The sequence below is a fragment of the Acinetobacter sp. YH01009 genome, from assembly GCF_013420765.1.
In the GTDB taxonomy this organism is placed as follows: Bacteria; Pseudomonadota; Gammaproteobacteria; order Pseudomonadales; family Moraxellaceae; genus Acinetobacter; species Acinetobacter amyesii.
Map to the genome: position 1 here is coordinate 105,398 of NZ_VOYE01000002.1, position 26,186 is coordinate 131,583.

The 26,186-nt window shown below is 41.7% G+C and carries 21 protein-coding genes; 10 read left to right on the forward strand and 11 right to left on the reverse strand.

Features of this window, described 5'->3' with window-relative positions; all coding sequences use genetic code 11:
* Positions 1-75: 75 nt before the first annotated feature.
* Both FTT76_RS03300 and FTT76_RS03305 read right to left on the reverse strand, forming a co-directional pair.
* On the reverse strand, positions 76-1,890 hold the full coding sequence (locus tag FTT76_RS03300) for a tetratricopeptide repeat protein (protein WP_180190036.1): 1,815 nt from the start codon (positions 1,888-1,890) through the stop codon (positions 76-78).
* Positions 1,891-2,005: 115 nt separating this feature from the next.
* The gene (locus FTT76_RS03305; protein WP_180190037.1) at positions 2,006-2,776 is read right to left on the reverse strand and encodes a ThiF family adenylyltransferase; all 771 of its coding nucleotides are present in this window, start codon (positions 2,774-2,776) and stop codon (positions 2,006-2,008) included.
* Positions 2,777-2,974: 198 nt separating this feature from the next.
* On the opposite strand from FTT76_RS03305, the gene FTT76_RS03310 reads away from it, so the two are divergent.
* Positions 2,975-3,415 carry a GNAT family N-acetyltransferase gene (locus FTT76_RS03310; protein WP_180077847.1) on the forward strand — a complete coding sequence of 147 codons (441 nt, stop codon included), beginning with the start codon at positions 2,975-2,977 and terminating at the stop codon, positions 3,413-3,415.
* A 57-nt stretch (positions 3,416-3,472) separates the two neighbouring features.
* Here FTT76_RS03310 and orn read toward each other — a convergent pair whose 3' ends face one another.
* Positions 3,473-4,030, reverse strand: coding sequence for an oligoribonuclease (orn, locus tag FTT76_RS03315; RefSeq protein WP_067763591.1), 558 nt, complete (start codon positions 4,028-4,030; stop codon positions 3,473-3,475).
* A 125-nt stretch (positions 4,031-4,155) separates the two neighbouring features.
* Here orn and rsgA point away from each other — a divergent pair, with 125 nt between their 5' ends.
* The 4 genes from rsgA (at position 4,156) to secB (ending at position 6,485) form a co-directional block, all read left to right on the forward strand.
* Positions 4,156-5,214 carry a ribosome small subunit-dependent GTPase A gene (gene rsgA, locus FTT76_RS03320; RefSeq protein ID WP_180004539.1) on the forward strand — a complete coding sequence of 353 codons (1,059 nt, stop codon included), beginning with the start codon at positions 4,156-4,158 and terminating at the stop codon, positions 5,212-5,214.
* 93 nt (positions 5,215-5,307) lie between these two features.
* A complete protein-coding gene (locus FTT76_RS03325) occupies positions 5,308-5,715 on the forward strand; it encodes a rhodanese-like domain-containing protein (RefSeq protein ID WP_078189639.1) in 408 nt (135 codons plus the stop codon).
* A gap of 20 nt (positions 5,716-5,735) precedes the next feature.
* Positions 5,736-5,990 carry a glutaredoxin 3 gene (gene grxC, locus FTT76_RS03330; protein ID WP_180190038.1) on the forward strand — a complete coding sequence of 85 codons (255 nt, stop codon included), beginning with the start codon at positions 5,736-5,738 and terminating at the stop codon, positions 5,988-5,990.
* A gap of 39 nt (positions 5,991-6,029) precedes the next feature.
* A complete protein-coding gene (gene secB / locus FTT76_RS03335) occupies positions 6,030-6,485 on the forward strand; it encodes a protein-export chaperone SecB (RefSeq protein ID WP_078189641.1) in 456 nt (151 codons plus the stop codon).
* Between the two features lie 160 nt (positions 6,486-6,645).
* On the opposite strand, the gene FTT76_RS03340 is transcribed toward secB, so the two are convergent.
* The 7 genes from FTT76_RS03340 to FTT76_RS03370 all read right to left on the reverse strand — a co-directional run bounded on the left by FTT76_RS03340 (position 6,646) and on the right by FTT76_RS03370 (position 16,947).
* Entirely contained in the window at positions 6,646-7,452 is an 807-nt protein-coding gene (locus FTT76_RS03340) for an enoyl-ACP reductase (RefSeq protein ID WP_078189642.1), read from the reverse strand.
* Positions 7,453-7,603: 151 nt separating this feature from the next.
* Positions 7,604-8,425 carry a TatD family hydrolase gene (locus tag FTT76_RS03345; protein ID WP_180190039.1) on the reverse strand — a complete coding sequence of 274 codons (822 nt, stop codon included), beginning with the start codon at positions 8,423-8,425 and terminating at the stop codon, positions 7,604-7,606.
* A gap of 8 nt (positions 8,426-8,433) precedes the next feature.
* A complete protein-coding gene (locus FTT76_RS03350) occupies positions 8,434-9,390 on the reverse strand; it encodes an RsiV family protein (protein ID WP_180190040.1) in 957 nt (318 codons plus the stop codon).
* 74 nt (positions 9,391-9,464) lie between these two features.
* Positions 9,465-10,292: a hypothetical protein gene (locus tag FTT76_RS03355; protein WP_180034906.1), complete on the reverse strand. Its 828-nt coding sequence runs from the start codon at positions 10,290-10,292 to the stop codon at positions 9,465-9,467.
* A gap of 106 nt (positions 10,293-10,398) precedes the next feature.
* Positions 10,399-11,991, reverse strand: coding sequence for a peptide chain release factor 3 (locus FTT76_RS03360; protein ID WP_078192693.1), 1,593 nt, complete (start codon positions 11,989-11,991; stop codon positions 10,399-10,401).
* A gap of 242 nt (positions 11,992-12,233) precedes the next feature.
* On the reverse strand, positions 12,234-14,300 hold the full coding sequence (locus FTT76_RS03365; protein WP_180190041.1) for an EAL domain-containing protein: 2,067 nt from the start codon (positions 14,298-14,300) through the stop codon (positions 12,234-12,236).
* A gap of 436 nt (positions 14,301-14,736) precedes the next feature.
* A complete protein-coding gene (locus tag FTT76_RS03370) occupies positions 14,737-16,947 on the reverse strand; it encodes a carboxy terminal-processing peptidase (protein ID WP_180190042.1) in 2,211 nt (736 codons plus the stop codon).
* 200 nt (positions 16,948-17,147) lie between these two features.
* Between FTT76_RS03370 and nagZ the strand changes: the two genes are divergently transcribed.
* Positions 17,148-18,170, forward strand: a complete 1,023-nt coding sequence (nagZ, locus tag FTT76_RS03375; protein ID WP_180088981.1) for a beta-N-acetylhexosaminidase — start codon at positions 17,148-17,150, stop codon at positions 18,168-18,170.
* Between the two features lie 130 nt (positions 18,171-18,300).
* The gene (locus FTT76_RS03380; RefSeq protein WP_180190043.1) at positions 18,301-19,170 is read left to right on the forward strand and encodes a class I SAM-dependent methyltransferase; all 870 of its coding nucleotides are present in this window, start codon (positions 18,301-18,303) and stop codon (positions 19,168-19,170) included.
* A 29-nt stretch (positions 19,171-19,199) separates the two neighbouring features.
* Here FTT76_RS03380 and FTT76_RS03385 read toward each other — a convergent pair whose 3' ends face one another.
* On the reverse strand, positions 19,200-20,528 hold the full coding sequence (locus FTT76_RS03385) for an alpha/beta fold hydrolase (RefSeq protein WP_180190044.1): 1,329 nt from the start codon (positions 20,526-20,528) through the stop codon (positions 19,200-19,202).
* A gap of 303 nt (positions 20,529-20,831) precedes the next feature.
* Here FTT76_RS03385 and FTT76_RS03390 point away from each other — a divergent pair, with 303 nt between their 5' ends.
* The 3 genes from FTT76_RS03390 to pta all read left to right on the forward strand — a co-directional run bounded on the left by FTT76_RS03390 (position 20,832) and on the right by pta (position 26,009).
* Positions 20,832-22,097 (forward strand): glutamate-5-semialdehyde dehydrogenase, encoded by a 1,266-nt coding sequence (locus FTT76_RS03390; RefSeq protein WP_078189652.1) that lies wholly within the window; start codon positions 20,832-20,834, stop codon positions 22,095-22,097.
* Between the two features lie 493 nt (positions 22,098-22,590).
* Positions 22,591-23,808, forward strand: coding sequence for an acetate/propionate family kinase (locus FTT76_RS03395; protein ID WP_078189653.1), 1,218 nt, complete (start codon positions 22,591-22,593; stop codon positions 23,806-23,808).
* 59 nt (positions 23,809-23,867) lie between these two features.
* Positions 23,868-26,009 carry a phosphate acetyltransferase gene (gene pta, locus FTT76_RS03400; protein ID WP_180004548.1) on the forward strand — a complete coding sequence of 714 codons (2,142 nt, stop codon included), beginning with the start codon at positions 23,868-23,870 and terminating at the stop codon, positions 26,007-26,009.
* Positions 26,010-26,186 lie beyond the last annotated feature (177 nt).

Here is a 26,186-nt window from a genome sequence, read left to right on the forward strand (position 1 = left end):
TGCATTAAAAAAATATAGAGACCATCAAACTAAACTTCAGGTCTCTTCATACCACCTTACTGCTTTGCATCACGATTAATTGGTATTTAAAAATGCGTGAATATTCTCCAATTGCTCTTGTGCTTCGACATAGCCTTGCAAGGCCGCTTTTTCCAAATATTGCTGTGCAATTTTAAGATCACGCTCTACGCCCATGCCATGAATATATAAATAGCCCAATCGCGTTAACGCCTCAGCATTCATCCCCTGAGCCGCTTGTGCATAATAGCTATGTGCCTGAGTTAAATCTTGCTGTACACCTAAACCATGTTCTGACATTTCACCAAGCTGGTACAAGGCAGTCACATTTCCTAATCCCGCCGCTTGCGAGAAATACTGCAACGCTTGTTGGAAATCTTGTGTTCCCCATTGTCCTTTTAAATTAACTAGACCTAGTTGCGTAAGTGCATCAGGATGGCCTAATTTCGCCGCCTTCAACAATGCTCGCTGGGTTTGAGCTTCATCAAACTGTACATCAGGCAAGATATTGTCCATGGCTAAACGGTAGAGATGCCAAGCAGCATCCTGCGAACCTTGTTCTGCGGCTTTTTCCAGATAACTCAAACACTGATCACGATGTGGTAAAGGATATTCTGGCAATGCATAAAACCGTCCAATCACATAGTTTTGATCCGCGACACAAGTAATGGACATATCATTTAAGTGTCTTGCCGCTTCAACTAAAAGTTGCTGTGCTTGCTTGATATTTCGCTCAACACCGACGCCGTGTAGATAGCATAGGGCCAAACCGACTTGGTTAATGAATAATGGTTTGAATTGATACGCTGTTTGATATAACTCAAATGCTTTTTGCGGATCATCACTAACCAAATACTTTTCAAAATACAGTGCTGCAATAAGACTAATTGCATCAGCATCTTTAAGTTGAGCAGCTTCGGTCAGAAAGCGAAAACCTAAAGTTTCCTGCTTCTCCAAGTACCAACCATGAAAATGTGCAATGCCTAATAATCGGCTGGCTGCCGCAACTTTGTGCTCTTTGGCCTGCTGCAAAAGATCATGATAAACCCGCTGACGCTGATCGACGTCGATTTTACCCATCAATACTGCTTGATAATATTCATACAACTGCTGCTGGTGCCCGAGTAGCAATCCTCGCTTTAAATATTGCAATGACTTTTCATCATTTTGCGCAAGATACTTTCCTTGTGCATAGAATTGCTGCAATTGCTGAATAGCCGCCATATGGTCTTGTTGAGCAGCTTTCAGTAAATATTCCAATCCTAGAGCAATATTTGGCGTGGCTTGGTTTAAATAGAACTGTGCCAATTGATACTGTGAATTGGCATGTCCATTGCCCGCATTTTTTTGCAACAAATCTAAATGTTGCTGCTCGGCATGTGTTTGATCTTCTGGGTTTAGTTCGGCGAGTCGATATTGCGCATCCAAATGACCGCGTGAAATCGCATGTCGATACCAATACTGCGCTTTTTCAAGATTGGGTACACCGCCATAGATACCTTCTTCAACTTGTCCCAACACATATGCAGCATCATCGCTGCCTAAACTATTGGCTTTTTCCAATAGAGCCAGCGCATTTTCCACACTGACTTCTCTGCCTAAGCCTTGTAAATGCATCTGTCCCATAGCGACATAGGCCTGTGGAATTTCATGCTGTTTGGCCAAATTTTGATACAACTCATAGGCACGCGCATAGTCGGTTGGTGCATCAAGCATTAAACGTTCTGCGAATTTCAGCTGCGCATCTAATTGGTCTATCCACAAGTCATGCCCAACCGCTTTAGCCTGATCGCGTTTCACTGGATCGGGTCTTTTCCACATCCAAAACGCAAGTGCTCCCATCCCCAAAATTAGTATCAGTAAAAACCACATACTCGCCCCAAAAAAATCAATATTTTAATTATTCCAACATTGTGTCTGATTTTAATTCTATATACAAAAAAAGCACCGCTTTCGGTGCTTTATTTTTTTCAAAATGAGATAGCTGTCATGCTTTTGCTCGTTTTGCATCAAGTTTTTTGAGCACCTCTGACACAGCCACCATCGCAAAGCTGGACGTCACCACTACTGCTGAACCATATCCACCACAACGTAAGCCCGCACTTGGACAAACATCAGCACTGGAAAATGGATTATCAATCGAATAAACACAGGTAATCCCAAACTTTTCTTTCGGCTTTTTACAAATGCCTTTGCCACGTAATTGTGTCCGCAATTTAGCTAACATCGGGTCTTGCTCTGTTCTTGATAAATCTGCGACTCGGATTTTCAGCGGATCAAGTTTGCCCCCAGCTCCACCGGAAACGATCAACGGAATTTTATTAAAACGACAATGTAACATGAGGGCGAATTTCGCCTTCACATCATCTATGCAATCTAAAATCAAGTCAGGATCACCTGCCAAAATTTCTTTGACATTTTCAGGTGTAAGATAATCATCAATCAAATTTATTTTGATTCGGGGATTAATCGCACGGCAGCGCTCTGCCATCACTTCAATTTTTTCATGTCCCAATGTCGTGCTCATGGCAGGCAATTGTCGATTAATATTCGATGCAGCAACCACATCCATATCGACCAAGGTCAGCTCACCAATACCTGTACGCGCTAAAGCTTCGACCGCCCATGAGCCTACACCACCAATCCCAATCACCATGACATGACTTTTTTCATAATGATGAAAACTTTCATCACTATAAATTTTGGCTACGCCAGCAAAACGGCGGTCATATTCATCATCTTGGAGCAGTTCAGTCATAGGTCTGGAGGCAGTGTTAAATCAGCCGCCATTTTAGCAAATTCACTGCTTTTTTTCTTTGATAAAACGCAATTCAGCATACATCGCAATAGAGCGGCATTCGCATCAGGTCTAAATCCATCAAAATAAACATTTACAGCGAACGGAGATCTGCTTTAAAAATATAACCATAGATCAAAAAATCAAGTGTGTATTGCCATGGACATCCATCCTCTGCCAAATAATTTAAAAATTACCGATGACAAAAATGAAATGGATTTAGACACCGTGCATCGTTTTTTAAGCCATACCTATTGGTCAAAAGATATTCCAAAACATGTGGTGAAAAAAGCGATTGAAAACTCTTTGGCCGTGGCCTTACTTCTCGATGATGAACTCATCGGTTTTGGTCGTGCTATTACGGATTATGCAACTTTTGCTTATTTAGCCGATATTTATGTCGCCGATGAGCATCGAGGCAAAGGCTATTCAAAATTAATTGTGAGTACTTTATTTGAAAAATGTGGCTCCTCAGATCTAAGACGCATGTTGCTTGCGACGGCGGATGCACATGGTTTATATCGTCAATTTGGCTTTACAGATTTGGCTCAGCCTGCAAATTTTCTCGAGATTCATCAAGCCAACATCTATCAAAGATAGAGAAAATATCTCGGATAAAAAAAAAGAGGCTTTCGCCTCTTTTTCGATCTTACAACCTTAGTCTTTATTCATAATAAAGAAATATTCACGGTAGTATTTAAGCTCTGCAATCGAGTCACGGATATCATCCATTGCTAAATGCGAGGCATTTTTCTTCAAGCCCCCCATGATCTCTGGGCGCCAGCGTTTCGCCAATTCTTTCACTGATGATACATCGAGATTACGGTAGTGGAAGTATTGTTCCATTTCAGGCATTAAACGATGCAAGAAACGACGATCTTGGCAAATTGAGTTACCACACATCGGTGATGATTTTGGATTCACCCATTTTTTCAAAAATTCTAAAGTTTGCTGTTCAGCATCTTGTGCTGTCAATTTACTACGACGTACACGTTCGATCAGACCTGATTGACCATGTTGGCGAGTGTTCCATTCATCCATCGCATTGAGCACACGGTCAGACTGATGTACCGCAAGCACAGGCCCTTCCGCCAGAATATTTAAATTATCATCCGTCACAATTGTTGCAACTTCAATAATCTGGTCGTTATCTGTATCTAGACCTGTCATTTCAAGGTCAATCCAAATCAGGCGTGTATCAGGTGTGCTGCTCATAAATGTGCAATCTTATTAGGCTGTAAAAATGAACATAGTAGCAAATTTATTGGGCTTGCGCTGTAAATAGACCCTGCTTTCATGCTATTTTTGCCATCTAGTTTTCATGGTTTTTTAGGATATGAATGGCTTTAATTCGTAAGCGCCGACTGACTGAACAGCAGCAACGTCGCATTCAGAAGCAACATAAATCTCGTCAGGAAGAAATCGATACTTCTGCAGATTTGGAAGGCTTGGTCGTCCAACATTATGGTCGTCAACTTGAAGTTCAAGCGCTGTCTACACCCGACCAGCATCCTGAAAAACCCATTGTGCAAGCAGGTGAACCTGAACCACATTGGAAACCCATCGAATTAGGCAGTGTTTGGCGCTGCCATACCCGTACCAATCTCGAATTATTGGTGACGGGTGACCGTGTCAAATGGCAAGCTGACCCGATCACAGGTTTAGGGATTATTACCGCGATTCATCCACGCCAATCTTTACTGACACGCCCTGACCGTTATCACAAAGTGAAACCTGTCGCAGCCAATGTCAGCCTGATTGTGATTGTATTTGCACCGCTTCCTGAGCCAGCACCAGGCCTGATAGATCGCTATTTGGTGGCCTGTGCAGATGCCGATATTCCAGCATTATTGGTCTTAAATAAATCCGATTTGCTTAAAGACAATGACCCGATCTTAACGCTATTACAAGAATATCGTGACTTGGGCTATGAGGTCATGCAAACCCAATCTGATGGTGACTTAAGCGCACTTTCTGCTCGACTTTCAGGTGAAACTGTCGCATTTGTAGGTCAGTCTGGGGTTGGTAAAAGTACTTTAATTAATGCCATTGTTCCGGATGCCGCGCAAAAAACCAATATTATTTCGGAAAACTCCGCACTTGGTCAGCACACTACCACGTCTACGCGCTTAATTGCGTTTGGTGAAGGTTCTGCATTGATTGATTCCCCGGGAATTCGTGAATTTGGTTTATGGCACTTAGAACTGGAGAAAGTTCAGCAAGGTTTCCCTGAGATCGAGTCACATTTGGGTTATTGTCAGTTCCGTAACTGTACGCATAAACATGAAAAGCAATGTGCGCTTAGAATGGCGGCTCAAAATGGCGAAATTTTGCCGCGCCGATTAGACAGTTATTTACGTCTGATAGACGAAATCACGGAAGCGCAGCAAAAAAATTAATTTTTATTCTGTTCATGCCCTTGAAGGGGTGATTTTGATCACCATATTTATGGGCTATACTCTTGGCAATTTAAAATTGTAGTTAGGTGAATTGTGGAACGTTGGTTCGAATTTATGGGGAATCACCCCTTCTTATTTGGAACGCTGGCTGTATTGGTCGTGCTGTTCTTTATTCTTGAAGGCCAGCGTAATGGTCGCAAAATTTCACCTCAATCTTTAGGGATTTTAGTTAAAGCTAAAAATGCTCAATTGATTGACTTACGTGATGCGAAAGACTTCCGCGAAGGTCATATTAGCGGTAGCCGTAATATTCCCTATAGCCAAATTACAAAACACATTGAAGAGTTAAAAACTTCTGATCGTCCGTTGGTTTTTGTATGTAACCTTGGTCAAGTGGCAGGTTCTGCATTGCAACAAGTCGGTCATGCAGATGCATACCGTTTAGACGGCGGCATTAGCAACTGGAAAGCTCAAGGCTTACCTCTAGTTAAAAGCAAATAAGCGCTTCTTAGGAGATTAACATGGCTGAAGTTACGATTTATTCAACAACTATATGTCCTTACTGCATTCGTGCAAAACAGCTCCTAGAGCGTAAAGGCGTGGCTTATAAAGAAATTAATTTATCCAATGAAGCGCCTGAAGTACGTGTTGAATTGATGCAACGCACCAACCACCGTACCGTTCCTCAAATTTTTATTAATGATCAGTTTATTGGCGGTTTTGACCAACTTTATGCTTTAGAGCGTGAAGGCAAACTCGACGGCATGCTATCTTAATTTTAAACATAAATGTCACCTCATATTAAGGAATAAACAATGAGTGAAGAACAACAAGCTCAACCACAATTGGCATTAGAGCGTATTTATACTAAAGATATTTCTTTCGAAGTACCTGGGGCTCAAGTATTTACTAAAGAATGGCAGCCTGAACTAAATATCAACCTTTCTTCTTCTGCAGAAAAAGTTGATCCAACACACTTCGAAGTTTCACTCAAAGTTGTCGTTCAAGCGAACAATGCGGGTGACACTGCATTTATCGTTGACGTTACTCAAGCAGGTATCTTCCTGATCGATAGCGTTGAAGAAGAACGTCTTCCTTACATTCTTGGTGCTTACTGCCCAAATATCTTGTTCCCATTCCTACGTGAAGCTGTGAACGATATGGTTACTAAAGGCAGCTTCCCACAATTATTGCTTACACCAATTAACTTCGATGCTGAATTCGAAGCGAATTTGCAACGTGCGCAAACTGCTGCTGAAGGCCAAGCTTAATCGCTTATCTTCAAATCTAAAAAAGACCGCTTTTGCGGTCTTTTTTATGCTTTATTTATTCCCTCTCCTTCCAGGAGATGAGAAACACTGTTTCCAAGGGGAGAGGTTTTTATTCCCTCACCCTCGCCCTCTCCCAAAGGGAGAGGGAACTTAAAGAGAATTACTCAGCATCTGCCATTAGATCAGCGCTCATACCTACAGTATTAAAGCCTGCATCAACATACAGAATTTCACCTGTAATACCATTTGCCCAAGGTGAGCAAAGGAACAATGCTGCATTACCGACATCTTCAATGGTGACATTGCGTTTAAGCGGTGCAACTTTTTCATTTAGATCTAACATTTTACGGAAAGATTTAATCCCTGAAGCCGCTAAGGTACGAATCGGACCTGCTGAAATTGCATTTACACGAATACCTTCAGCACCAAGACTTGTAGCCAAATAACGTACGCCTGCTTCTAGTGACGCTTTTGCCATACCCATAACGTTATAGTTTGGCATTACGCGTTCAGAACCTTGGTAAGTCAGCGTCAATAAGCAACCTTGACGTGCAGCCAATAAAGGTTTTGCCGCACGAGCCATCGCAATAAAGCTATATGCGCTGATGTCGTGAGCAATTTTAAAACCTTCACGGTCGGTAATATCAGTGAAATCGCCATCTAAAGTATGTGCCGGTGCAAAACCAATTGAATGCACAACACCATCTAGACCATCCCAATGTTTAGCAAGTTCAGCAAAAGCGGTATCAATTTCAGCGTCCACTGCTACATCACATGGGAAAACTAAAGTTGAACCAAATTGTTCAGCAAAATCATCTACACGTTTTTTTAATTTTTCGTTTGGATAAGTAAAAGCCAGTTCTGCACCTTCGCGATGTAAAGCTTGCGCAATACCAAATGCGATTGATAACTTACTTGCAATACCCGCGATTAAAAAGCGTTTGCCAGCCAATAGTCCTTGTGCCATGTGAAACTCACTCAAAATAATTTAACAGCATAATGCCAAGTCTAAAGCATTTTAGAAATTGCATAATGCGCCTTTTTTTAGAAAACCATCATTGCATGCACGATGCGAATGAAACTAGATTCAATCAAGCAGCGTCAATATTAATTGGCCCTTAAGCGTCCAGATGCAATGCTTGTAATGAATTACTCCATAAGATCTGTGCAATCTCAGATTCAGTACGGTTTAAGCTCTGAGCTAGCCCCAGCAAGACATAGGGCAAATTGACCGGCGTATTACGAGTACGCCCTTCCGTCGAATGCTGACAACATAAGGGGGTCATATCGGGACAGTCGGTTTCTAAGACCAAATGTGCCGCCCCTAAAGTCTGAACCACTTGATGTAATTTTTTTGCATTCGGATTGGTGATTTGCCCCGTTACACCAATTTTAAAACCTAGCTTGGTAAATGCCTTCGCTTCTTCAACACCACCACTAAATGCATGTGCGATACCACCGAGCTTAAATTGATGCTTTTTCAACATCGAAAGCACCTCCGCATGGGATTTGCGAATATGCAGCAAAATGGGTTTATCAAACTGCTGTGCTAATTCAAGTTGTGCGGAAAAATACTGCTGCTGCTTTTGAAAAAGTTCGGGCTGTTTATGCTGTTTCAAAAAGGTATCTAAACCTATTTCACCGATAGCGACACAATCATGCTGCTTTAGCAGCTGTTCCACATCGAACAAATGTTCTGTACGATGTTGCTCAATATAAAACGGATGTAAGCCGGGGGCTAAATAGCTTTTGGGAGCATTGGATAAACGAGCTAAAAACTCTTGGGTTTGCAGCAAATCGTGAAAACGTGACTGCACAAAACCAATTAATACCAAAGCATCGACACCCACCTGTTTGGCAGCATGCGCCAACTGTTCCCGATCAGCGTCAAAATCAGGAACATCAAAATGCGTATGCGTATCAAACAGTGAGTAAGTCATTGAACTAATTAATTTGCTTTTACGGCTGAGGCTTCAGCAGCTTCAACTACTGGTAGATATTGCTTTTTCAAGATACTTTGCAATTGATCATACGGAATGGTCAAACGTGGTAAACCCGCCACATATGGCCCAATTTCATATTCGGCATATTGCAAAATTAGACCTTGCTGACTCAGATAAAAATTATCAGACAGTTTAAATTTCCAAATCTGTTCATATTCTTGAACATTGTCCGCCAACTTGGCATCTTTCACCCAAGTTTTAAAGACTTCATAGCCCCGCTTTTCAAGCTCAGCACGTTGATTTGGCAATAATATGTCGTTGAGCTGCACCAATTTTTGAGTGCTTAAATCAAAGTTGTAATATTGCTGTGCAGAAGAACCATGCGCTCCACCTAAATATGAACTGGTATTTAAAACCACTGTTGCCAAGGGTTTTTCAGCATTTAATATTTTAGGTTTAATCATCAAACTGATTTGCTGATTGGCACTTAAAGATTTCAATTCTTTATCTAACTTTAAGAACGCTTGCATATAAGGCTGCGTGGCTTTTTCCAATTTTAATTTGGGCGTTTCAACATTTGCCAAAGCAGATTTTGCTTCAGACGCTGCAGGAACTTCACTTGCAGCGGGAGCATCAGTGCTCAGCGTCTTATCTTCTAAAGGCGAAACAGATAAAATTTCGCCTAACTGTTTTAGAATTTCCGCATCAATAAATTCATCAATAAAGGCTTGATTACTGTTTAAGCGTTCAACTGAAATTTCAGGACAGACCCCGCCATCACATTCAGGTAAATTCAGTTGTAATTTTTCCGCATCACCAATCAGTTTTGCACTCAAATCTGGCTGTTCAGTTTTGGCTTGATCCGGCTTTTTTTCAGGTTCAGCTTGTTGTGGCTGACACGCCGTGAATGCAACAGAAACTGCCAATATTGAGCTTGCCCAAATTTTATTTTTTTGCACCATTGCTTCAACCTTTCATTTCGAATAATTGATATTTATTTTGGTAAATATCTTATCAAATTAAATACTTTCGTTGATTAGAACATATGCTGATAAACGTCAGCTTTCAATACTTGTTGTGTTTGTGCTTTGCTGAGATAAATATCCAGTTGTTTACCATCTTTGACAATTTCATCTGTACGGTAATGCAAACCGACACCTTCTTGATCAAAGAACCAATCTGCTTGGCCCCAATAGAGTTTTTTCGGTGCCGATTTTTTGACATCTACCTCTTGTTCATCTAACCATTTGCTATAGGCTTGCTGCACAATAGCATCCATATTTTGCTGTTGCTTTGCATCAATAATATCTAAAGGTTTAAGATTCTTTTTCGCACGGCGGTCTGCCACAAAAAAATAATAACGCTCTTTGACCGTGATATTTTCCTGTTTGGTATCAACACCGATTTGCAGCAACACATATTGATTACGTTGATAAGGAACTCGTGTGTACATGGCCAATTCATAGGCTTTATTGGTTTTAAACTCTGCCTGCCAAGCATCTGATTTTTTCACATACGCATCGACGGCTTGTTGGAGATTCATATTTTGCTTTAATGCAATCTGATCTTGTACGACGCTAGCCTGATTTTTTTCAATCCAACCATTCAACCACGTATCTACGGTCTGAATGGTTTGTATCTCTAAATCAATACAACTTTTATTTTCACAAAACGGTTTGGCAATTTTTGCTGCTTGCTCTCGAATATTTAAATAGGGCAAAACATCTGGATTGATCACGACCGCTTCAGAAGCGCCATCATCGGCCGGCTTTGTCGCTTTGTTTTCTTTTCCTGAATCACATGCACTGAGCAGCAAAACACTCCCCAAAAGTGCAAAAACTGTAGCATCCTTGAATATTTTCATGATGTCCTAAACGACCAAATGATTGCGTAATGTATGGATTTAAAAACTCTACCACAAAATAAAACAGCTTCACGAAGAAGCTGTTTTATTTCTGTAAAAGAACAACTTAGTGTTCACGTGTATTGCTGAACACGATATCCGGATAACGTTCTTGCATTAACTGTAAATTCACACGACTTGGTGCAAGATAAGTTAAATGACCACCGCCATCGACAGACAATTGGTCGTGTGCTTTTTTCTTAAATTCGTTGAATTTTTTCTCGTCATCACACGATACCCAACGTACGGTATTGATACTTACAGGCTCATAAATACAATCAACTTTGTATTCTTCTTTCAGACGATAAGCCACAACTTCAAACTGAAGTACACCCACAGCACCCACGATTAAATCGTTACTGTTTTGCGGCATAAAGACCTGAGTCGCCCCTTCTTCTGAAAGTTCTTTTAAGCCTTTTTGTAGCTGTTTTGACTTCAATGGATCTTTTAAACGCACGCGACGGAACATTTCAGGGGCGAAGTGCGGAATACCGGTAAAGTGTAAATCTTCACCCGAAGTGAAGGTATCGCCGATCTGAATCGTACCATGGTTATGCAAACCGATAATGTCGCCCGGCCATGCTTCTTCAAGGTGCTGACGGTCACCAGCAAGGAACGTTAAAGCATCACTAATACGCACATCTTTACCTAGACGCACATGTTTCATTTTTAAGCCTTTTTCATACTTACCTGAACAGATACGCATGAATGCAATACGGTCACGGTGTTTTGGATCCATATTGGCTTGAATTTTAAAGACGAAACCAGTGAAGCCTTCTTCAGTCGCTTCAACTTTACGGTCTTGAGTTGGATGTGCTTTAGGTTCAGGCGCATATTGACTAAATGCATCCAAAACATGGTCTACACCAAAGTTACCGAGTGCCGTACCAAACAACACTGGCGTTTGACGACCTGCCAAAAATTCATCACGGTCTAAAGGTTCATTGGCCATTTGAACCAATTCCAATGATTCTTCAAATGCAGCCCAAGCGAGATCACCGACTTTTTCACGCAAATCTGCATAGTCATAGCCATCACGGACTTCAATATCCGTAATTGTTGAACCGAAACCTGCCTTATAAACGTAGAATTTTTCTTCGAGTAGGTTAAATACACCGGCAAAGTCACGACCTGTGCCCAGTGGCCAAGTAATCGGAACACATTTAATTTTTAAAACGTTTTCGATTTCATCTAGCAGTTCTAATGGCTCACGAATTTCACGGTCCATTTTGTTGACGAATGAAATAATCGGCGTGTCGCGCATACGACACACTTCCATCAATTTGATCGTACGATCTTCGACACCTTTTGCACCATCAATCACCATAAGCGCAGAGTCAACAGCGGTTAATGTACGGTAAGTATCTTCAGAAAAGTCTTCATGCCCTGGGGTGTCGAGCAAGTTAATCATCTTGTCTTTAAACGGGAACTGCATAACAGAGGTGGTGATCGAAATCCCACGTTCTTTTTCCATTTCCATCCAGTCAGACGTTGCCGCACGATCAGATTTACGGCTTTTTACCATACCTGCAACCTGAATCGCCTGTCCCCATAACAACAGTTTTTCTGTCATTGTGGTTTTACCGGCATCGGGGTGGGAAATAATAGCGAAAGTACGTCGCTGAGCGACCTGTGTCGCTAATTCTTCTTTAAAACTCATGAAAGACACCTACTGCAAAACTCGCAGTGCAAAAGATCAGATCTGATCAATATGGAAAATTGGCGATATTGTATCAGATTGACCATTAAAAATAATCAACCACATCGGGTTGAGTCAAAATCTTAGCGTGGCGTGTCTTGATGTTTTACATTGGATGACGACCTGTTTTTATCGACGATATAACGTATTCCACTGTCTTTTCTTCTATACTCATTGGCAATGCGATAAGACCACAAATGACCTTATTCAACTTTCGCTTTCATGCTTTCTTCAAGCTGTGCCACTGGCATCGGCATTCCTAACAAATATCCTTGTAACTGTTGGCAACCTAAACGTTTTAAAATTTCTGCTTGTTGTTCTGTCTCTACACCTTCTGCAGTGACTGTTAGCCCCAGTCGAATTGCCAAGTGAATAATACTTTCTAAAATAATTTCTTCTTTAGAGCCAACGCTCAAATTGCGGATAAACTCACGGTCAATTTTCAGTTCATCTACAGGCAGTTCTTTTAAATACAAGAAACTTGAATGTCCCGTTCCAAAGTCATCAATCGCAACTTTAATCCCCATCTGTCTCAAATGTTCAAAAGTCACGATGCTGGCATCGATATGATGCATCGCTGTTGACTCGGTAATTTCAATAATTAAATTTGACGGGTTAATTTCATAACGTGCAAAAAGCGACTCTAAAGTACTAAATAAATGTTTATGCTCAAACTGGATGGCCGATAAATTGACCGCAATCGGATACAGCGGCATATTCAGCTTTTCCCAGTGCTGAATTTGCTTACAGGCTTCTTCAAGCGCCCAATAGCCCATGGCAATAATCAGTCCAGTTTTTTCCGCACCATTGATAAACTTATTTGGCGTCAGCATACCTAAGGTTGGATGATTCCAACGAATTAAGGCCTCAACCCCACAAATTTCACGATCAGTGGCATTGAATTTTGGCTGATAAAATAAGATAAATTGTTGTTCTTCTACCGCTTTATACAAATCATTGATCAGTTTCGTCTGACTTTTTTCTTCAAATTGGTCAGCGGTATAATTAAAAAATGAATAGGTATTCCGCCCTTGATACTTTGAACTCAGCATTGCAGTGTCTGCATTGATCAGCAGATCTTGCAAGTTCGCACCATGTTCAGGGTACATCGCAATACCAATACTGCCTGAAATATTGATTTCCTTACCTGCAATCAGGAAGCTTTCTTGCATCAATTCCAATATTTTTTCAGACATTGCTGTCGCAGAGTCATTGCTTGCCGCCTCAAGCACAATTAGAAACTCATCGCCACCGATTCGTAGCAATTTGGCTTGATCATCAATTAGACGGTGAATACGCGTAGCAATTTGAATCAGCAGTTGATCACCGACATGGTGTCCAAACACATCATTGACCGCTTTAAAACGGTCAATATCAATATAAATAAAAGCAATTTTATCTTGTCTTAAGCGATGCTCAGTAAATAAAAAATGTGCATATTCAGCCAAAAACAGTCGATTAGGTAAACGAGTCAAATTGTCCTGTACCGCTTGATTGGCCAGTTCTCGATTTGCGCGCATCAACTGCAAACTGCGATGCTCTAAACGTTGCTCAAGTACTGCAACGCTAAAGGCTGCCATCAACAATAAACTGGTGACAAATAAGACAATAAACAGCAATAAATTATGGTTAATTTGAGCCGCAACCAATACATCCATCGAGTTTAGCGGTACAAAATCTACAGCCGCCATACCAATATAATGCATAGCCACAATGCTAAAAGTCAGCATGACTGCTACAAAGGCATTCATGATGTTACGTTTAGACGAATACTTATTTTTAAATGTCAGCCAAAATGCTAAACCTGAACCACAAATCGCGACCAAAATTGAACAGATAACAATTAAAGGTTCGTAGCGTTGTTCATAGCCCTGAACGGCCAAACTCAGCATGCCAGTATAATGCATGCCGGAAATGCCAAGGCCCATTAACACGGAGCCTAAAATTAAACGCGGAAAAGGTAAGGTCGGACGAGTGGTCAGCCACACTGCAAAAGTGGATGCAACAAAGGCGATAAAATAGGAAGTTAGGGTCAGACTGGTATCAAAACTATGATTTGAAGGCAAATGGCTGGCCATCATGCCTACAAAATGCATGCACCAGATCGCAGCACCTAAAATTGCGCCGCTGAATAATAAAATGACATTTTCATATCTTGGTCGTGTTCCACGAAACAACATTTGTTCGAGTGAAACAGCTAAGTAACAACTTAATAATGCAACTACGATTGAACCAACGACCAGATTGTAATCATAATGAATATGGGTCATATCAAGCGTTCCGCTTAGGTTATCGTGGCACTTTCTTTAACCGAATTACCCAATCTATCTCTTCCCTTTAACTTGTTACATTTTCAATTACTTACTTATTTTCCCTTAGAATCTATTAGTCTACGATAATGGTCAAGTCTTTCTTTCAAGATTTTAAGCAACTGATTAATTTAAAAAAATAAAGCTTGATGAAGTTCACTAAAACTTAAACTTTTGATAAAAATTGCATCAGGTGTTTATTATTTTAGAACAGTTTCTAATCATAATAAAATGAATAAGTTAGAATCATTTATAGATTGCTTTCTAGATTTAAATCGAACACCGCCCTACTCACAAAAAAATAGCGAGCCGTAGCTCGCTATTTCTCAATGGATAAATTCATCTTTTCTGTCAAAAACTCAAGCAATCATCTCAATGTTATTTATGGATGAATTACTTACTTTTTGGCTGTTGTTGTATGCGTTTTGCCTTGTAATTTGGCATAGTCCATTAGCACGTTTGCTGCTTCCGTCACAAAGACTTCTTCTTCAGGCAGTGCTGGACGTTGGTTTGCCTTCATTTTTGCACGTGCCTCCACCAATGCATCCATAGACGCTTGGTAGCTTTCCCAGTTGGCATAAGGTTTTTGACCCACCACTTTACGACGCTGATTTTCAGCATCCAAAGACTTTTGCTCTAGTGCCAACAGCTCGGCTTTACGCTTCGCTAAGTCAAGCACCACACGCTTTTGCTCTTCTGTCTTTTTCGCAATCGCAGTACGTTGTTCTAAATATTTAAATTGCGGATCAATGCTGACACGTTGCTGAGATGACTTAATCAAATCGGGAACATAGGCTTGGATCGAGCCTTCACGTTTAAACGGTGCGGTTGGAATAGTATCCCACTGTAAAGCATTTTTCGATTTACGCTCACCAAACTCTTCATTGTAAATATCGACCAGCTTAATATCCGGTACGACTCCTTTATTCTGGGTACTACCGCCAGTCACGCGGTAGAATTTACGTTGCGTTAAGGTTGCTTGACCATAGGCTAAAGAGTCAAGTTGTACCTGCGCTGTTCCTTTACCCGTTGTGGTACTACCAATCACCACACCACGCTCATAGTCTTGAATCGCAGCAGAATAAATTTCACTCGCAGAAGCCGAAGCCAAATTAATCAATACCGCCAATGGGCCTGCATAAGTTTGCGCGCCACCATCATCATCTTCAAACACGCTGACATTGCCATTACCATCACGGATTTGCACCACTGGACCTGATTTAATCACTTGTCCAAGCATACGTGCCACTTCTTCAAGTGAGCCGCCTGGGTTGTTACGCAAGTCAATGATGATGCCTTCAACATTTTGCGCATCTAATGTTTTTAAGGCTTTATTGGTATCTTCCGACACAGAACGGTAGTCTGTACCCGCACGACGTGCACGATAATTTAAATAAAACGATGGAATTTCAATCACACCAAACTTATGTTTTTTGCCATCACGTTCAATTTCAACGGTACGTGAACGCACGCCTGCATCTTCTTCTTGAATTACATCACGTACAATCGTGACATTTCGCGCTTGATTCATGGACGCACCAGCACCCAATAAACGTAAAGTCACTTTGGTGCCACGTTTACCACGAATCAGTCCGACAATTTCATTGCTCGGCCAGCCGATCACGTCCACCATTTTGTCGCCATCTTGAGCAACACCAACGATGCGATCGCCCGACTTGACTTGCCCTGACTTACTGGCTGGACCACCTTCCACGATCGTTTCAATTTTGGTGTAGTCTTCGTTACCACGTTCAGGACGAATCGACACCCCAATCCCTTCCAATTGCAACGTGGTTTGACGGTTCAATTCCATCGCATCTACAGGCGGAAAATAGTTACTGTGCGGATCATACGTCAGCATCATGGCATTCAGAGTTTTATCAAGCACATCATCGCTTTTTAAACGACTAATCCGCTCTAACTGACGCGTATAACGCTTGGTTAAAGTCTGTTCAGGTGTTAAGTCTTCAGGACCTGTTAAGTCTTGACCATTTGCCAGTGTTGGGTCATCTTTCAACGCTTTTTGTTTGGCTTTCTCTTCTTCTTTGCTGATGGTTAAGTTGATCAGCTGAGAGACCAACATTTTATTCCAATGCGCACGCTGTTCTTCTGTCGACTTAAAGAATGGCGCTTTTTCACGATCGGTTTCGATGTAGCTATTCGGTTGATTTAAATTTTGTGGCTTTTTCAGCTCTTCCAACATATAGGTGTAGAACTGTTTTAAGCGCTCACGATATTGCGCATGAATGGCATACGGCCCTGTTAAATTGCCCGCTTTGAGATTTGCGCCAAAAGTTGAGCCATAACGTTTTTTATAATTTTCAATGTCCGATGCCAAGAACAACGTATGTTCAGCGTCTAAACTATCAATATAAAAATCTAAAATACGGTTAGAGGTATTGGCATCTAAACGCTGATTTAAATAGTGTTGACGGTCTACCAATGTTGCAAGCTGACGTGAGACCAAGGCTTGTTCTTGAGTGGGTTGAATGGTACCCGCGCTCACTGCTTCTGTATTATTGGCAGCAATTGCGTCATTCACCACATGAGTGAAAAAGAATCCACCTGTCGCAATCGCAACGGCACAAGCTAATGTTTGAAGTTTCATAAATAATTTGTACTTCCTTGGTATTAAGACCAATATTACCGTGTTGGTTTTCGACCTGAATTGAATAGATTCAAAATCTTAAACAACTTAATATGTTTATGTCGTGTAGTTTTATCATATTCTCTGCTGACAAAGTGTAGCAAATCATTGCAGAATTCAGGTATTGTTTTTCCTTAAAAATTCCAACACGGACACCGAATATGATTGGCGCATTAATGCTCGACATTGCTGGCACAGAACTTACCCAAGAAGATATTGAACTATTACAAGCACCACAAGTTGGCGGCATGATTTTATTTGGTCGTAACATTGAATCTCCTGAACAAGTTCGTGCCCTGACCGACCATATGCGTCAAATTCGTCCTGATATTTTAATTGCGGTCGATCAGGAAGGTGGTCGTGTACAACGCTTAAAGCAAGGCTTCACACTCCTACCAGCTATGGGTAAGTTTGGAGAAATTTACTTAACTGAACCTGAAAAAGCTGTTGAACTGGCTGAACAATGTGGCTGGTTGATGGCAGCCGAAGTCCTTGCGGTCGGCATCGATTTCAGTTTTGCACCGGTGCTTGATTTAAATGATGTCAGTGATGTGATTGGTGACCGTGGTTTTGCCAAAAATATGCAAGACATTATTCCATTGGCAAGTGCTTTCTTAAAAGGTATGAAACGTGCGGGGATGGCATCTACAGGTAAGCATTTCCCAGGCCATGGATCGGTGAAAGCAGACTCACATGTTGCTGCTGCCATTGACCATCGTAGTTATGAAGAAATCTATCAAAAAGACATGCAAAGCTTTATTCAACTGCAACCACAGCTTGATGCCTTAATGCCTGCGCATGTGATTTATGAAAATATTGATCCTAACCCTGCTGGTTTTTCACCGTATTGGATTCAGAAAGTCTTACGTCAAGAGCTCCAATTTGATGGCGTTTTATTCTCCGATGATTTAAGCATGCAAGCAGCTTGTGTCGCTGGCGGCGCAGATGCTCGTATCCAAGCAGCATTAAATGCAGGTTGTGATATGGGCCTCGTATGTAATAACCGTGAATCTGCATGCATTGCGCTTGATGGAATTCAAAACTTGGCTCTTCCAAATCAGGAACGCTTAGAACGTATGCGCGGAAAAATCCCACAAATTGAGATTGGACAAAGCATTGAACTCGGAGCGGACTGGCAAAATGTGCGTAACCGCATTGTGGATTTTAAAAATCAATATTGCTAATCCAAGACTTTCAAAATTCTAGAAAATGGAGCACGACAAGGTGCTCCTTTTTGATTTATGATGAAGTCAAAATAAGTGCTTCGGTGCTATACAAAAATTGCCAATAAAAACAACATTAGGTCAGGACGACATGACACAAAGTTTATCGGAACATCGACACATTTCCTTTACTGCACATTACACCGGCTATATTTGGTACAGCATGGGGATTTCACATCCCGTTTTTGCTACGCGTAAAGGCAAATTTTTAGCACGTTTAGTCCACCCATTAGAAAGCTGGGCAGAAAAGAATGTGGGCGGTAGCATGCGCTCGACGCTCAAACAGCGCCATGCCATGATCGATCAGCATTTAGATCAACTCATTGCCCAACACCCTCAGCTACAAGTCCTCGAAATTGCCTGTGGCCTTTCCCCGCGTGGTTGGAATTTTCGCACCAAGCATCCTGAAATTAACTATCGTGAACTCGACTTGCCGGATATGGCAAAAATCAAAACACAGGCACTCAAACAGATTGACCCGCATGCCCCCGAGGTCTTAACTGGCGACATTTTCACACAAGATTTTGAACGTATTTTTCAGAGTTTCAACCCTGAACGTCCTTTGGTGGTGATTAGTGAAGGGCTAATTAATTATTTTGATCAAACGCTACTGAATAAGTTATTGCAAGGGATCACCGAATATGGCGCCTCATTTCAGGAATTACATTATCTGACCGACATCTATCCTGAACCCGTCAAGAACCGTTTAGCACGTTTTATTTGGGCCAGTAGTAAATTACTCAAAGTCATGTCTCGCAGCGCTTTTACTTTTCATTTTCAATCCCCTGCTGAATTACAGCAGTTTTTCAGTCATACAGGATTTGAAGAAGTAGACGTCGTTCAGCCGGCCTTATACTTTCCACAACAGCAACATGAACAAGTGATTCCTTTCCACGATGCAGAGCAGCACTGTGGAGATTTGGTTTGGATGGTGCATGCCAAAACAAAAAAACAGCGCTAACGCGCTGTTTTTTTTTATATATTCATGTTTTAACTTACGGCTTCTAATAACAACACATCTTCTTTTTGGCGTTGCACAAAGCGCAATAAACGCTCCGCCAACTCAAAACTACCATGCTTAAACAAAGCGCGAATCTGCGTATCCACAACGTCAAAGATGAGACATTCAATTTTAAACTCACCTTCTTCATCTTCTAGATGTAAAGCCAAATCCCGAGGATATGCGTGCATGCAGTCCAACATTTCAGCCTGCACATTCAGCAACACACCGAAATAATTTAAATCCGTAATTTGAGTTTCAACCACGAGTTCTGAATGGCGATGAGATAAATGCGTGAATGGCTGTTGTACACTTACACGCACTTCGCCACGGCGGTCAATATTTTGCATTTGCTCTCGGCTCATTGGAATGATCCCTTCCAACTGCTGAATAGACTCACCGCGTAGATAAGTTGCAAACAAATTCATGGTTTCCTTACGGCGCTGCAACTGTGGTAAATGATCCGCATTGGCAATCATGGCAAACTGCATATTCGGACATTGCAAGGCAAAGCCAGCATTTTCATGTGGCAAAGTAAAACTGTCGTACTGCCCGCATGACACCAATACATCACACTGTGGAATCGGCACGTCTTGCAAACGCAGCAAACGATTACAGTTAATGTCATAACGCTCTTGTTCGGTATTGGTGAATTCAGCCATTTGTCTAAAGAACAAACGCTTCGCTGTCGGTGACATCCGCGTCACATCCAGTTTGGCATGATTAACCAAATACAAAATCACCGCTTGACCAAATTCATCCATGCGCTGTTCTTTCATTAAGTGCAAGGATTCTTCAAGCAACATGCGCCAGCTCTTGCGCGTTTTTTGCATCACGCCCATTAAAATCATGCGATCAATCAATTCAGGACGTTGATCGGCCAGACCTGCTGCCACCACTGAACCTAGTGACATCCCCATCACGGATACTTTTTCTAGCCCGACGATATCCAACCAAACGCCCAACATCTGCGCCAGATCACCCAACTCTAAAGTCCCTGCTGACACGGCTGTATCGACATTGGTAATTTGCTGGTTTGAGCCCATGGAGGGTAAATCAATTAAAATAATAGGGCCTGCCGCAAATAATTGTTCGACACAATATTTGTAGGAATTAAAGTTTTGAAATGCCCCACCAATAATAACAATCGGGGTGCGATGAATGGTTTCAGGTTGTGCAATGGCCATATATTCGACCTTCCAGCCATCAATCCATGTCGTTCTGGCAGGCTGTTTAAAGCTTTGCTTGTCATACAGATCGAAAAAACTGTAATGCGTACTTTCCTGTACGGTGGGATCCATTTGGATAATGGAATTCATATTCCTTTCCTCCATTCCTGCCTTATTTTTATTGTCAGGAATTCATTTAGAGACTCTGCTCGACTTAGCGTCCTGCTCTTTAATCGTTATTTGTACGACTTCAATGTCGCTATTGTTTCATTCTATACAGAGGTTCATTTTACAAGCAACTGATATCCCCGCCGCTTATCTACTTTTGTTCTAAAAACAATTTCAAAATGTTAATTCTGGTCAGCAAGTACAGTCGAATATGCACTTAAGTGCTTCATTGTTCAGTCACAGGCTGTTAATATCGAGTTGAAATTTCTAAGTGATCAAACCGCTATGCAAGAGTCTATTGAACAATACATGCAAACGGTAGGACAGCAAGCACGCACAGCATCACGTGTGCTCGCAGGGGCTTCTACCCAGACTAAAAATAATGCCTTATCAGCAATTTATACTGCTTTACAAAACAGTGAAACTGCAATTTTGGCAGCTAACCAAGTGGATATGACCAAAGCGCATAACAACAACTTGGATAGTGCTCTCCTTGATCGCTTAGAACTTACCCCCACACGCTTTAAAGGCATGCTCCAAGGTCTAAAAGATGTGATCGCACTAACTGACCCGATTGGCGAAATTACCGATATGGCCTTTCGTCCGACAGGTATTCAGCTGGGCAAAATGCGCGTGCCGCTAGGTGTTGTCGGCATGATTTACGAATCTCGCCCCAATGTAACCCTTGAAGCCGCATCTTTAGCGCTTAAATCAGGTAACGCGATTATTTTACGTGGTGGTTCTGAAGCTTTGGAATCTAACCAAGCAATTGCAGCAGCGATTCAACATGGCTTAACTGCTGCAGGTGTACCTGAGCATGCCGTTCAAGTGCTTAATACCCCAGACCGTGCTGCGGTTGGCCAATTAATTACTATGCCTGAATATGTCGATGTGATCGTACCTCGTGGTGGTAAAGGCTTAATTGAGCGTATTACCAATGAAGCACGTGTGCCGGTCATCAAACATCTTGATGGTAACTGCCATGTTTTTGTGGAAGCTCAGGCTGATTTGCAAAAAGCATTACCTATTGCGCTCAATGCCAAAACACACCGTTATGGCGTATGTAATGCCATGGAAACCTTACTTGTCGATGAAAATGTCGCTGAAGAGTTTTTACCACGCATTGCTGAACTTTATGCGGAGAAAAAAGTTGAACTTCGTGGCTGTGCTGAAACGCAGCGCATTTTGGGTGAATCGATTGTTCCTGCAACTGAAGAAGATTGGTATACCGAATACTTAGGCCCGATTTTGGCAGTGAAAGTCGTTACTGGCTTAGATGAAGCGATTGAGCACATCAACAAATATGGCTCACACCATACCGACTCGATCATTACCGAAAACTTTAGTCTGGCTCGTCAGTTCTTGGCGCGTGTAGATTCGAGTTCAGTGATGATCAATGCCTCGACGCGTTTTGCAGATGGTTTTGAATATGGTCTTGGTGCTGAGATCGGCATTTCAACCGATAAAATCCATGCACGCGGACCAGTCGGCCTAGAAGGTCTGACTTCTCAAAAATGGATTGTATTTGGTGATGGTCAAATTCGCCAATAACACCCAATAAGACAATGAAAGCTGTGCTTTTCTAAGTAAAGGCACAGCTTTTTTTATGGCGATTTAAAAAACTAGACCCAGGGTTCACATATTGAAATATAATCCTGCAAACACACAGGATTTAGAATCGAAAACAGATTTTTTGACAATTAAATGCTTAAGAAGAATAAGAAAAGTTCAATTTACCTGCTTTTTTGCAACAATTTTAGGATTACAGCGCAGCAACCGCATGTTATGTTCTATGTATATCTCTTAAATCGTATAAATTTTGAGGATTATTTTATTAATAAATGAAAACTATGAACTGATAAATTTTAATTATTATTGTGCTCAGGGTCGATAGTGCTTAAGTCTAATCTCCTAAAGTCTATCTAGGACGATAAAAAAACCCATGATAAAACATCATCACAGATCTAAATTGCATCAATCAATACAACTGCAATCAGATCAACATTATGGATAAGTATTTCAATTAGAATTCGGGTATTTAAACGTGTCTACATCAGTATTAGTAATTAACTGCGGATCTTCTTCTATCAAATATGCGTTAGTTTCTGAGCGCCGTGAAGATCGTATTTTTGGTCTGGCCGAGAACCTAGGTTCTGCTGATGCACGTATTAAAGGGGTCACTACGGGTGGTGCTGCGCTTGAGCTGTCTATTCCACATGCTGACCATGAAAAAGCCCTCGAAACTATTTTAGAGCGTTTGGCTCACCATAATCCTCAAGCGATTGGTCACCGCGTGGTACACGGCGGTACATTAACCAAAGCTGAGCTATTAACACCAGAAATTATTGAACGTATTCGTGAAGCTACACCGCTTGCTCCATTGCATAACCCGGCTCACTTGGTAGGGATCGAAGCAACCATGCGCTTGTTCCCTGAACTTCCGCAAGTAGCCGTATTCGATACAGCATTCCACCAAACGATGCCGTCTCATGCATACCGCTATGCATTACCAAAATTCTTGTACACACAGCATAACGTACGTCGTTATGGCTTCCACGGTACTAGCCATGCCTACGTATCTGAGCGTGGCTCAATGTTGGCAGGCAGCTTTAAACAAGGTGGCTGGTTAACTGCTCACTTAGGCAATGGTAGCTCGACTTGTGCGATTTGGAATGGTCAATCTGTAGATACGTCAATGGGTCTAACACCACTTGAAGGTGTGGTGATGGGCACACGTAGTGGTGATGTTGACCCAAGTATTCACAGCTTCCTTGCGAGCAACTTAGGTTGGGATATCTACAAAATCGACAAAATGCTGAACAGCCAATCAGGCCTACTCGGTTTGTCTGATCTATCAAATGACATGCGTACATTGATCGAAGCATCAGAACAAGGTAACGAAGATGCCGCGCTTGCCATTGAAGTATTCTGCTACCGTTTAGCAAAATCTTTAGCAGGTCTCAGCTGTGGTCTACCACGTATTGACGGTTTATTCTTTACCGGTGGTATTGGTGAAAACTCTGCCTACATTCGTGAAAAAACGGTTTCATACTTACCACACTTTGGTTTCAACCTTAGTAAAGAATTAAATGACAACTTAAAACGCGGTACGGAAGGTCGTATTGACCACGGTACTGGCCCACAAATTTGGGTTGTTCCTACCGATGAAGAAGGCCGTATTGCCAAAGAAACTGAGCATGTTGTAGACGAGGTGACAGCGTCTGCTACAAAAAAGCCTGATGCTGAAGCTGCGATTGCATAAGCAATCGCATCAGCCCCTTCGCCTTCAATATTAATTTTTAGCTTTAATTTAGACACCGTATGAAAACAATTTTACTCGTGCCAACTGGGGAAGGTGTAGGTTTAACATCTGCATGCTTAGGTTTAATTTATGCTTTGGAATGCCAAGGGGTCAAAGCAGGTTTTCTGAAACCATTTTCACAGGAAAATGTCGCAGATACTGTAGACCGTACAACGGCTCTTTATCGTCATTTATTTAATAATGAAACGGTAGAACCCATTCACCATGCCACCATCGTGAAACAACTCAGTCATGATGAAAGTGATGAACTGCTCGAAGAAGCGGTTCGTTTGCACCGTGAAATTGCAAAAAAGCATGACCTAATTATTGTTGAAGGCTTGGTTCCAAACAGCCGAGATAACTTTGCCTCAGAACTGAATGCGACTTTAGCAAAAGCACTCGATGCCAAAGTGATTATTGTCAGCACAGCAGATATTCAAAATGCCACGAAAACGGCTGAGAAAATTGACAGTTCACTACGCCAATTTGGTGGTGCTGCATCTGAACGTACTGCGGGTGTTTTGTTTATGCGCACACGTGGCTTGCCAGAAGAGTCTGCGCAAATTCCTGTCACACTTGATCCAAATCTGCGTTTAATTAGTGACACCAATAAATTTGTACTCGAATTACAACAAAGTAATCCGCAAATTGGTTCTACACAGCTACCTGTTATTGGTCTCGTTCCATTTAGCAATACGCTCAGCGTACCGCGCATGTCTGACTTGGCGACGCATATTCAAGCGGAATGGATTAACCAAGGCGATGCTGCTCATCGCCGTGTACTGCATAGCAGCTTAGTTGCATCGAATATTGAACATGAACTTCACAAATTTGTGGCAGGCGAACTGATTATCAGCGCCTCTGACCGTATTGATGTGTTGTTGGCTTCTAGCCTTGCAAGTAGCAATGGTATTCCACTTGCCGGTTTGGTTTTGACTGAACATCATCAACCGAACCCGCAAGTTTTGGATTTCTGCCAAACTGCGATTAAGCAAGGCTTACCGATTTTACATACGCCTTTAAGCACTTTTGAAACGGCACAACAACTTTCAAATTTAGGCAATGAAATTCCTGTCGATGACGTAGAACGTGCAGAACAAGTGACCCGCTTTGTTTCAAGCCACATCAATGCTGAATGGATTACTGAAGTATTAAATGGTTCATATCAACCACGCTTGTCCCCTTCTGCATTCCGTCATGAATTGGTACAAAAATCTATTGCTGCGAAAAAACGAATTGTTCTACCTGAAGGTGATGAACCACGCACCATTCAAGCGGCTGCCATTTGTCAATCACGTGGCATTGCACACTGTATTTTATTGGCAAAACCTGAAGCCGTGATTGAAGTTGCAAAAGCACGTAATATCGAACTTCCTCATGATTTGGAAATCATTGATCCAGACCTGATTCGTGAAAACTATGTGCCGAAAATGGTTGAGCTGCGTAAAGGCAAACTCAATGATCTACAAGCACGCGAACAGCTACAAGACACCGTGGTTTTAGGCACCATGATGCTTGCACTCGATCAAGTGGATGGCCTTGTATCTGGTGCAGTACATACTACGGCGAATACAGTGCGTCCAGCATTCCAATTGATTAAGACTGCACCTGATTATTCATTGGTTTCTTCTGTATTCTTTATGCTGTTACCAGATGAAGTCTATGTCTACGGTGACTGTGCCATTAATCCAGATCCAAATGCAGAACAGCTTGCAGAGATTGCGATTCAATCTGCAGATTCAGCGAAAGCTTTTGGTATTGACCCACGTATTGCGATGATTTCATATTCAACAGGTACTTCAGGTGCAGGAGCAGATGTCGAAAAAGTGGCTGAAGCAACACGCATTGCCAAAGAACGCCGTCCAGATTTACTCATTGATGGCCCGCTTCAATACGATGCTGCATCGGTGGAAAGTGTGGGACGCTCTAAAGCACCTGACTCTAAAGTGGCTGGTCGTGCCAATGTGTTTATTTTCCCTGATTTAAATACAGGTAATACAACCTATAAAGCAGTTCAACGTTCTGCAAATGTAGTCAGTGTTGGCCCAATGCTGCAAGGTTTAAACAAGCCTGTAAATGACTTGTCTCGTGGCGCATTGGTCGATGACATCGTGTTTACCATTGCATTAACGGCAATTCAGTCTGAACAGCAAGAAGCTTAATTTTAGTTTCGAGTTCTAAACCACCCTTTCGAAAGATTGGGTGGTTTTTTGTTTTATATAACTTCCATTATATTAAAAATGGCTCAGAATTAGTGGAAATTTCTTTTAAATTCTATGGCTGAATTTTGAGTATTTGGTACATGACCAATAATGTATTCATTCTTCGCTTAAAAAAAG

What these genes read in the sequence shown, in the direction of transcription:
- rsgA (WP_180004539.1), top strand. Translation starts at nt 4,156, where the DNA reads ATGGCTTTAATTCGTAAGCGCCGACTGACTGAACAGCAGCAACGTCGC.
- FTT76_RS03365 (WP_180190041.1), bottom strand. Translation starts at nt 14,300, where the DNA reads ATGACCCATATTCATTATGATTACAATCTGGTCGTTGGTTCAATCGTA.
- FTT76_RS03355 (WP_180034906.1), bottom strand. Translation starts at nt 10,292, where the DNA reads ATGAAAATATTCAAGGATGCTACAGTTTTTGCACTTTTGGGGAGTGTT.
- FTT76_RS03340 (WP_078189642.1), bottom strand. Translation starts at nt 7,452, where the DNA reads ATGGCACAAGGACTATTGGCTGGCAAACGCTTTTTAATCGCGGGTATT.
- FTT76_RS03380 (WP_180190043.1), top strand. Translation starts at nt 18,301, where the DNA reads ATGACACAAAGTTTATCGGAACATCGACACATTTCCTTTACTGCACAT.
- pta (WP_180004548.1), top strand. Translation starts at nt 23,868, where the DNA reads ATGAAAACAATTTTACTCGTGCCAACTGGGGAAGGTGTAGGTTTAACA.
- FTT76_RS03385 (WP_180190044.1), bottom strand. Translation starts at nt 20,528, where the DNA reads ATGAATTCCATTATCCAAATGGATCCCACCGTACAGGAAAGTACGCAT.
- nagZ (WP_180088981.1), top strand. Translation starts at nt 17,148, where the DNA reads ATGATTGGCGCATTAATGCTCGACATTGCTGGCACAGAACTTACCCAA.
- FTT76_RS03350 (WP_180190040.1), bottom strand. Translation starts at nt 9,390, where the DNA reads ATGGTGCAAAAAAATAAAATTTGGGCAAGCTCAATATTGGCAGTTTCT.
- secB (WP_078189641.1), top strand. Translation starts at nt 6,030, where the DNA reads ATGAGTGAAGAACAACAAGCTCAACCACAATTGGCATTAGAGCGTATT.
- FTT76_RS03305 (WP_180190037.1), bottom strand. Translation starts at nt 2,776, where the DNA reads ATGACTGAACTGCTCCAAGATGATGAATATGACCGCCGTTTTGCTGGC.
- FTT76_RS03370 (WP_180190042.1), bottom strand. Translation starts at nt 16,947, where the DNA reads ATGAAACTTCAAACATTAGCTTGTGCCGTTGCGATTGCGACAGGTGGA.
- FTT76_RS03345 (WP_180190039.1), bottom strand. Translation starts at nt 8,425, where the DNA reads ATGACTTACTCACTGTTTGATACGCATACGCATTTTGATGTTCCTGAT.
- FTT76_RS03360 (WP_078192693.1), bottom strand. Translation starts at nt 11,991, where the DNA reads ATGAGTTTTAAAGAAGAATTAGCGACACAGGTCGCTCAGCGACGTACT.
- FTT76_RS03390 (WP_078189652.1), top strand. Translation starts at nt 20,832, where the DNA reads ATGCAAGAGTCTATTGAACAATACATGCAAACGGTAGGACAGCAAGCA.
- orn (WP_067763591.1), bottom strand. Translation starts at nt 4,030, where the DNA reads ATGAGCAGCACACCTGATACACGCCTGATTTGGATTGACCTTGAAATG.
- FTT76_RS03310 (WP_180077847.1), top strand. Translation starts at nt 2,975, where the DNA reads ATGGACATCCATCCTCTGCCAAATAATTTAAAAATTACCGATGACAAA.
- FTT76_RS03300 (WP_180190036.1), bottom strand. Translation starts at nt 1,890, where the DNA reads ATGTGGTTTTTACTGATACTAATTTTGGGGATGGGAGCACTTGCGTTT.
- grxC (WP_180190038.1), top strand. Translation starts at nt 5,736, where the DNA reads ATGGCTGAAGTTACGATTTATTCAACAACTATATGTCCTTACTGCATT.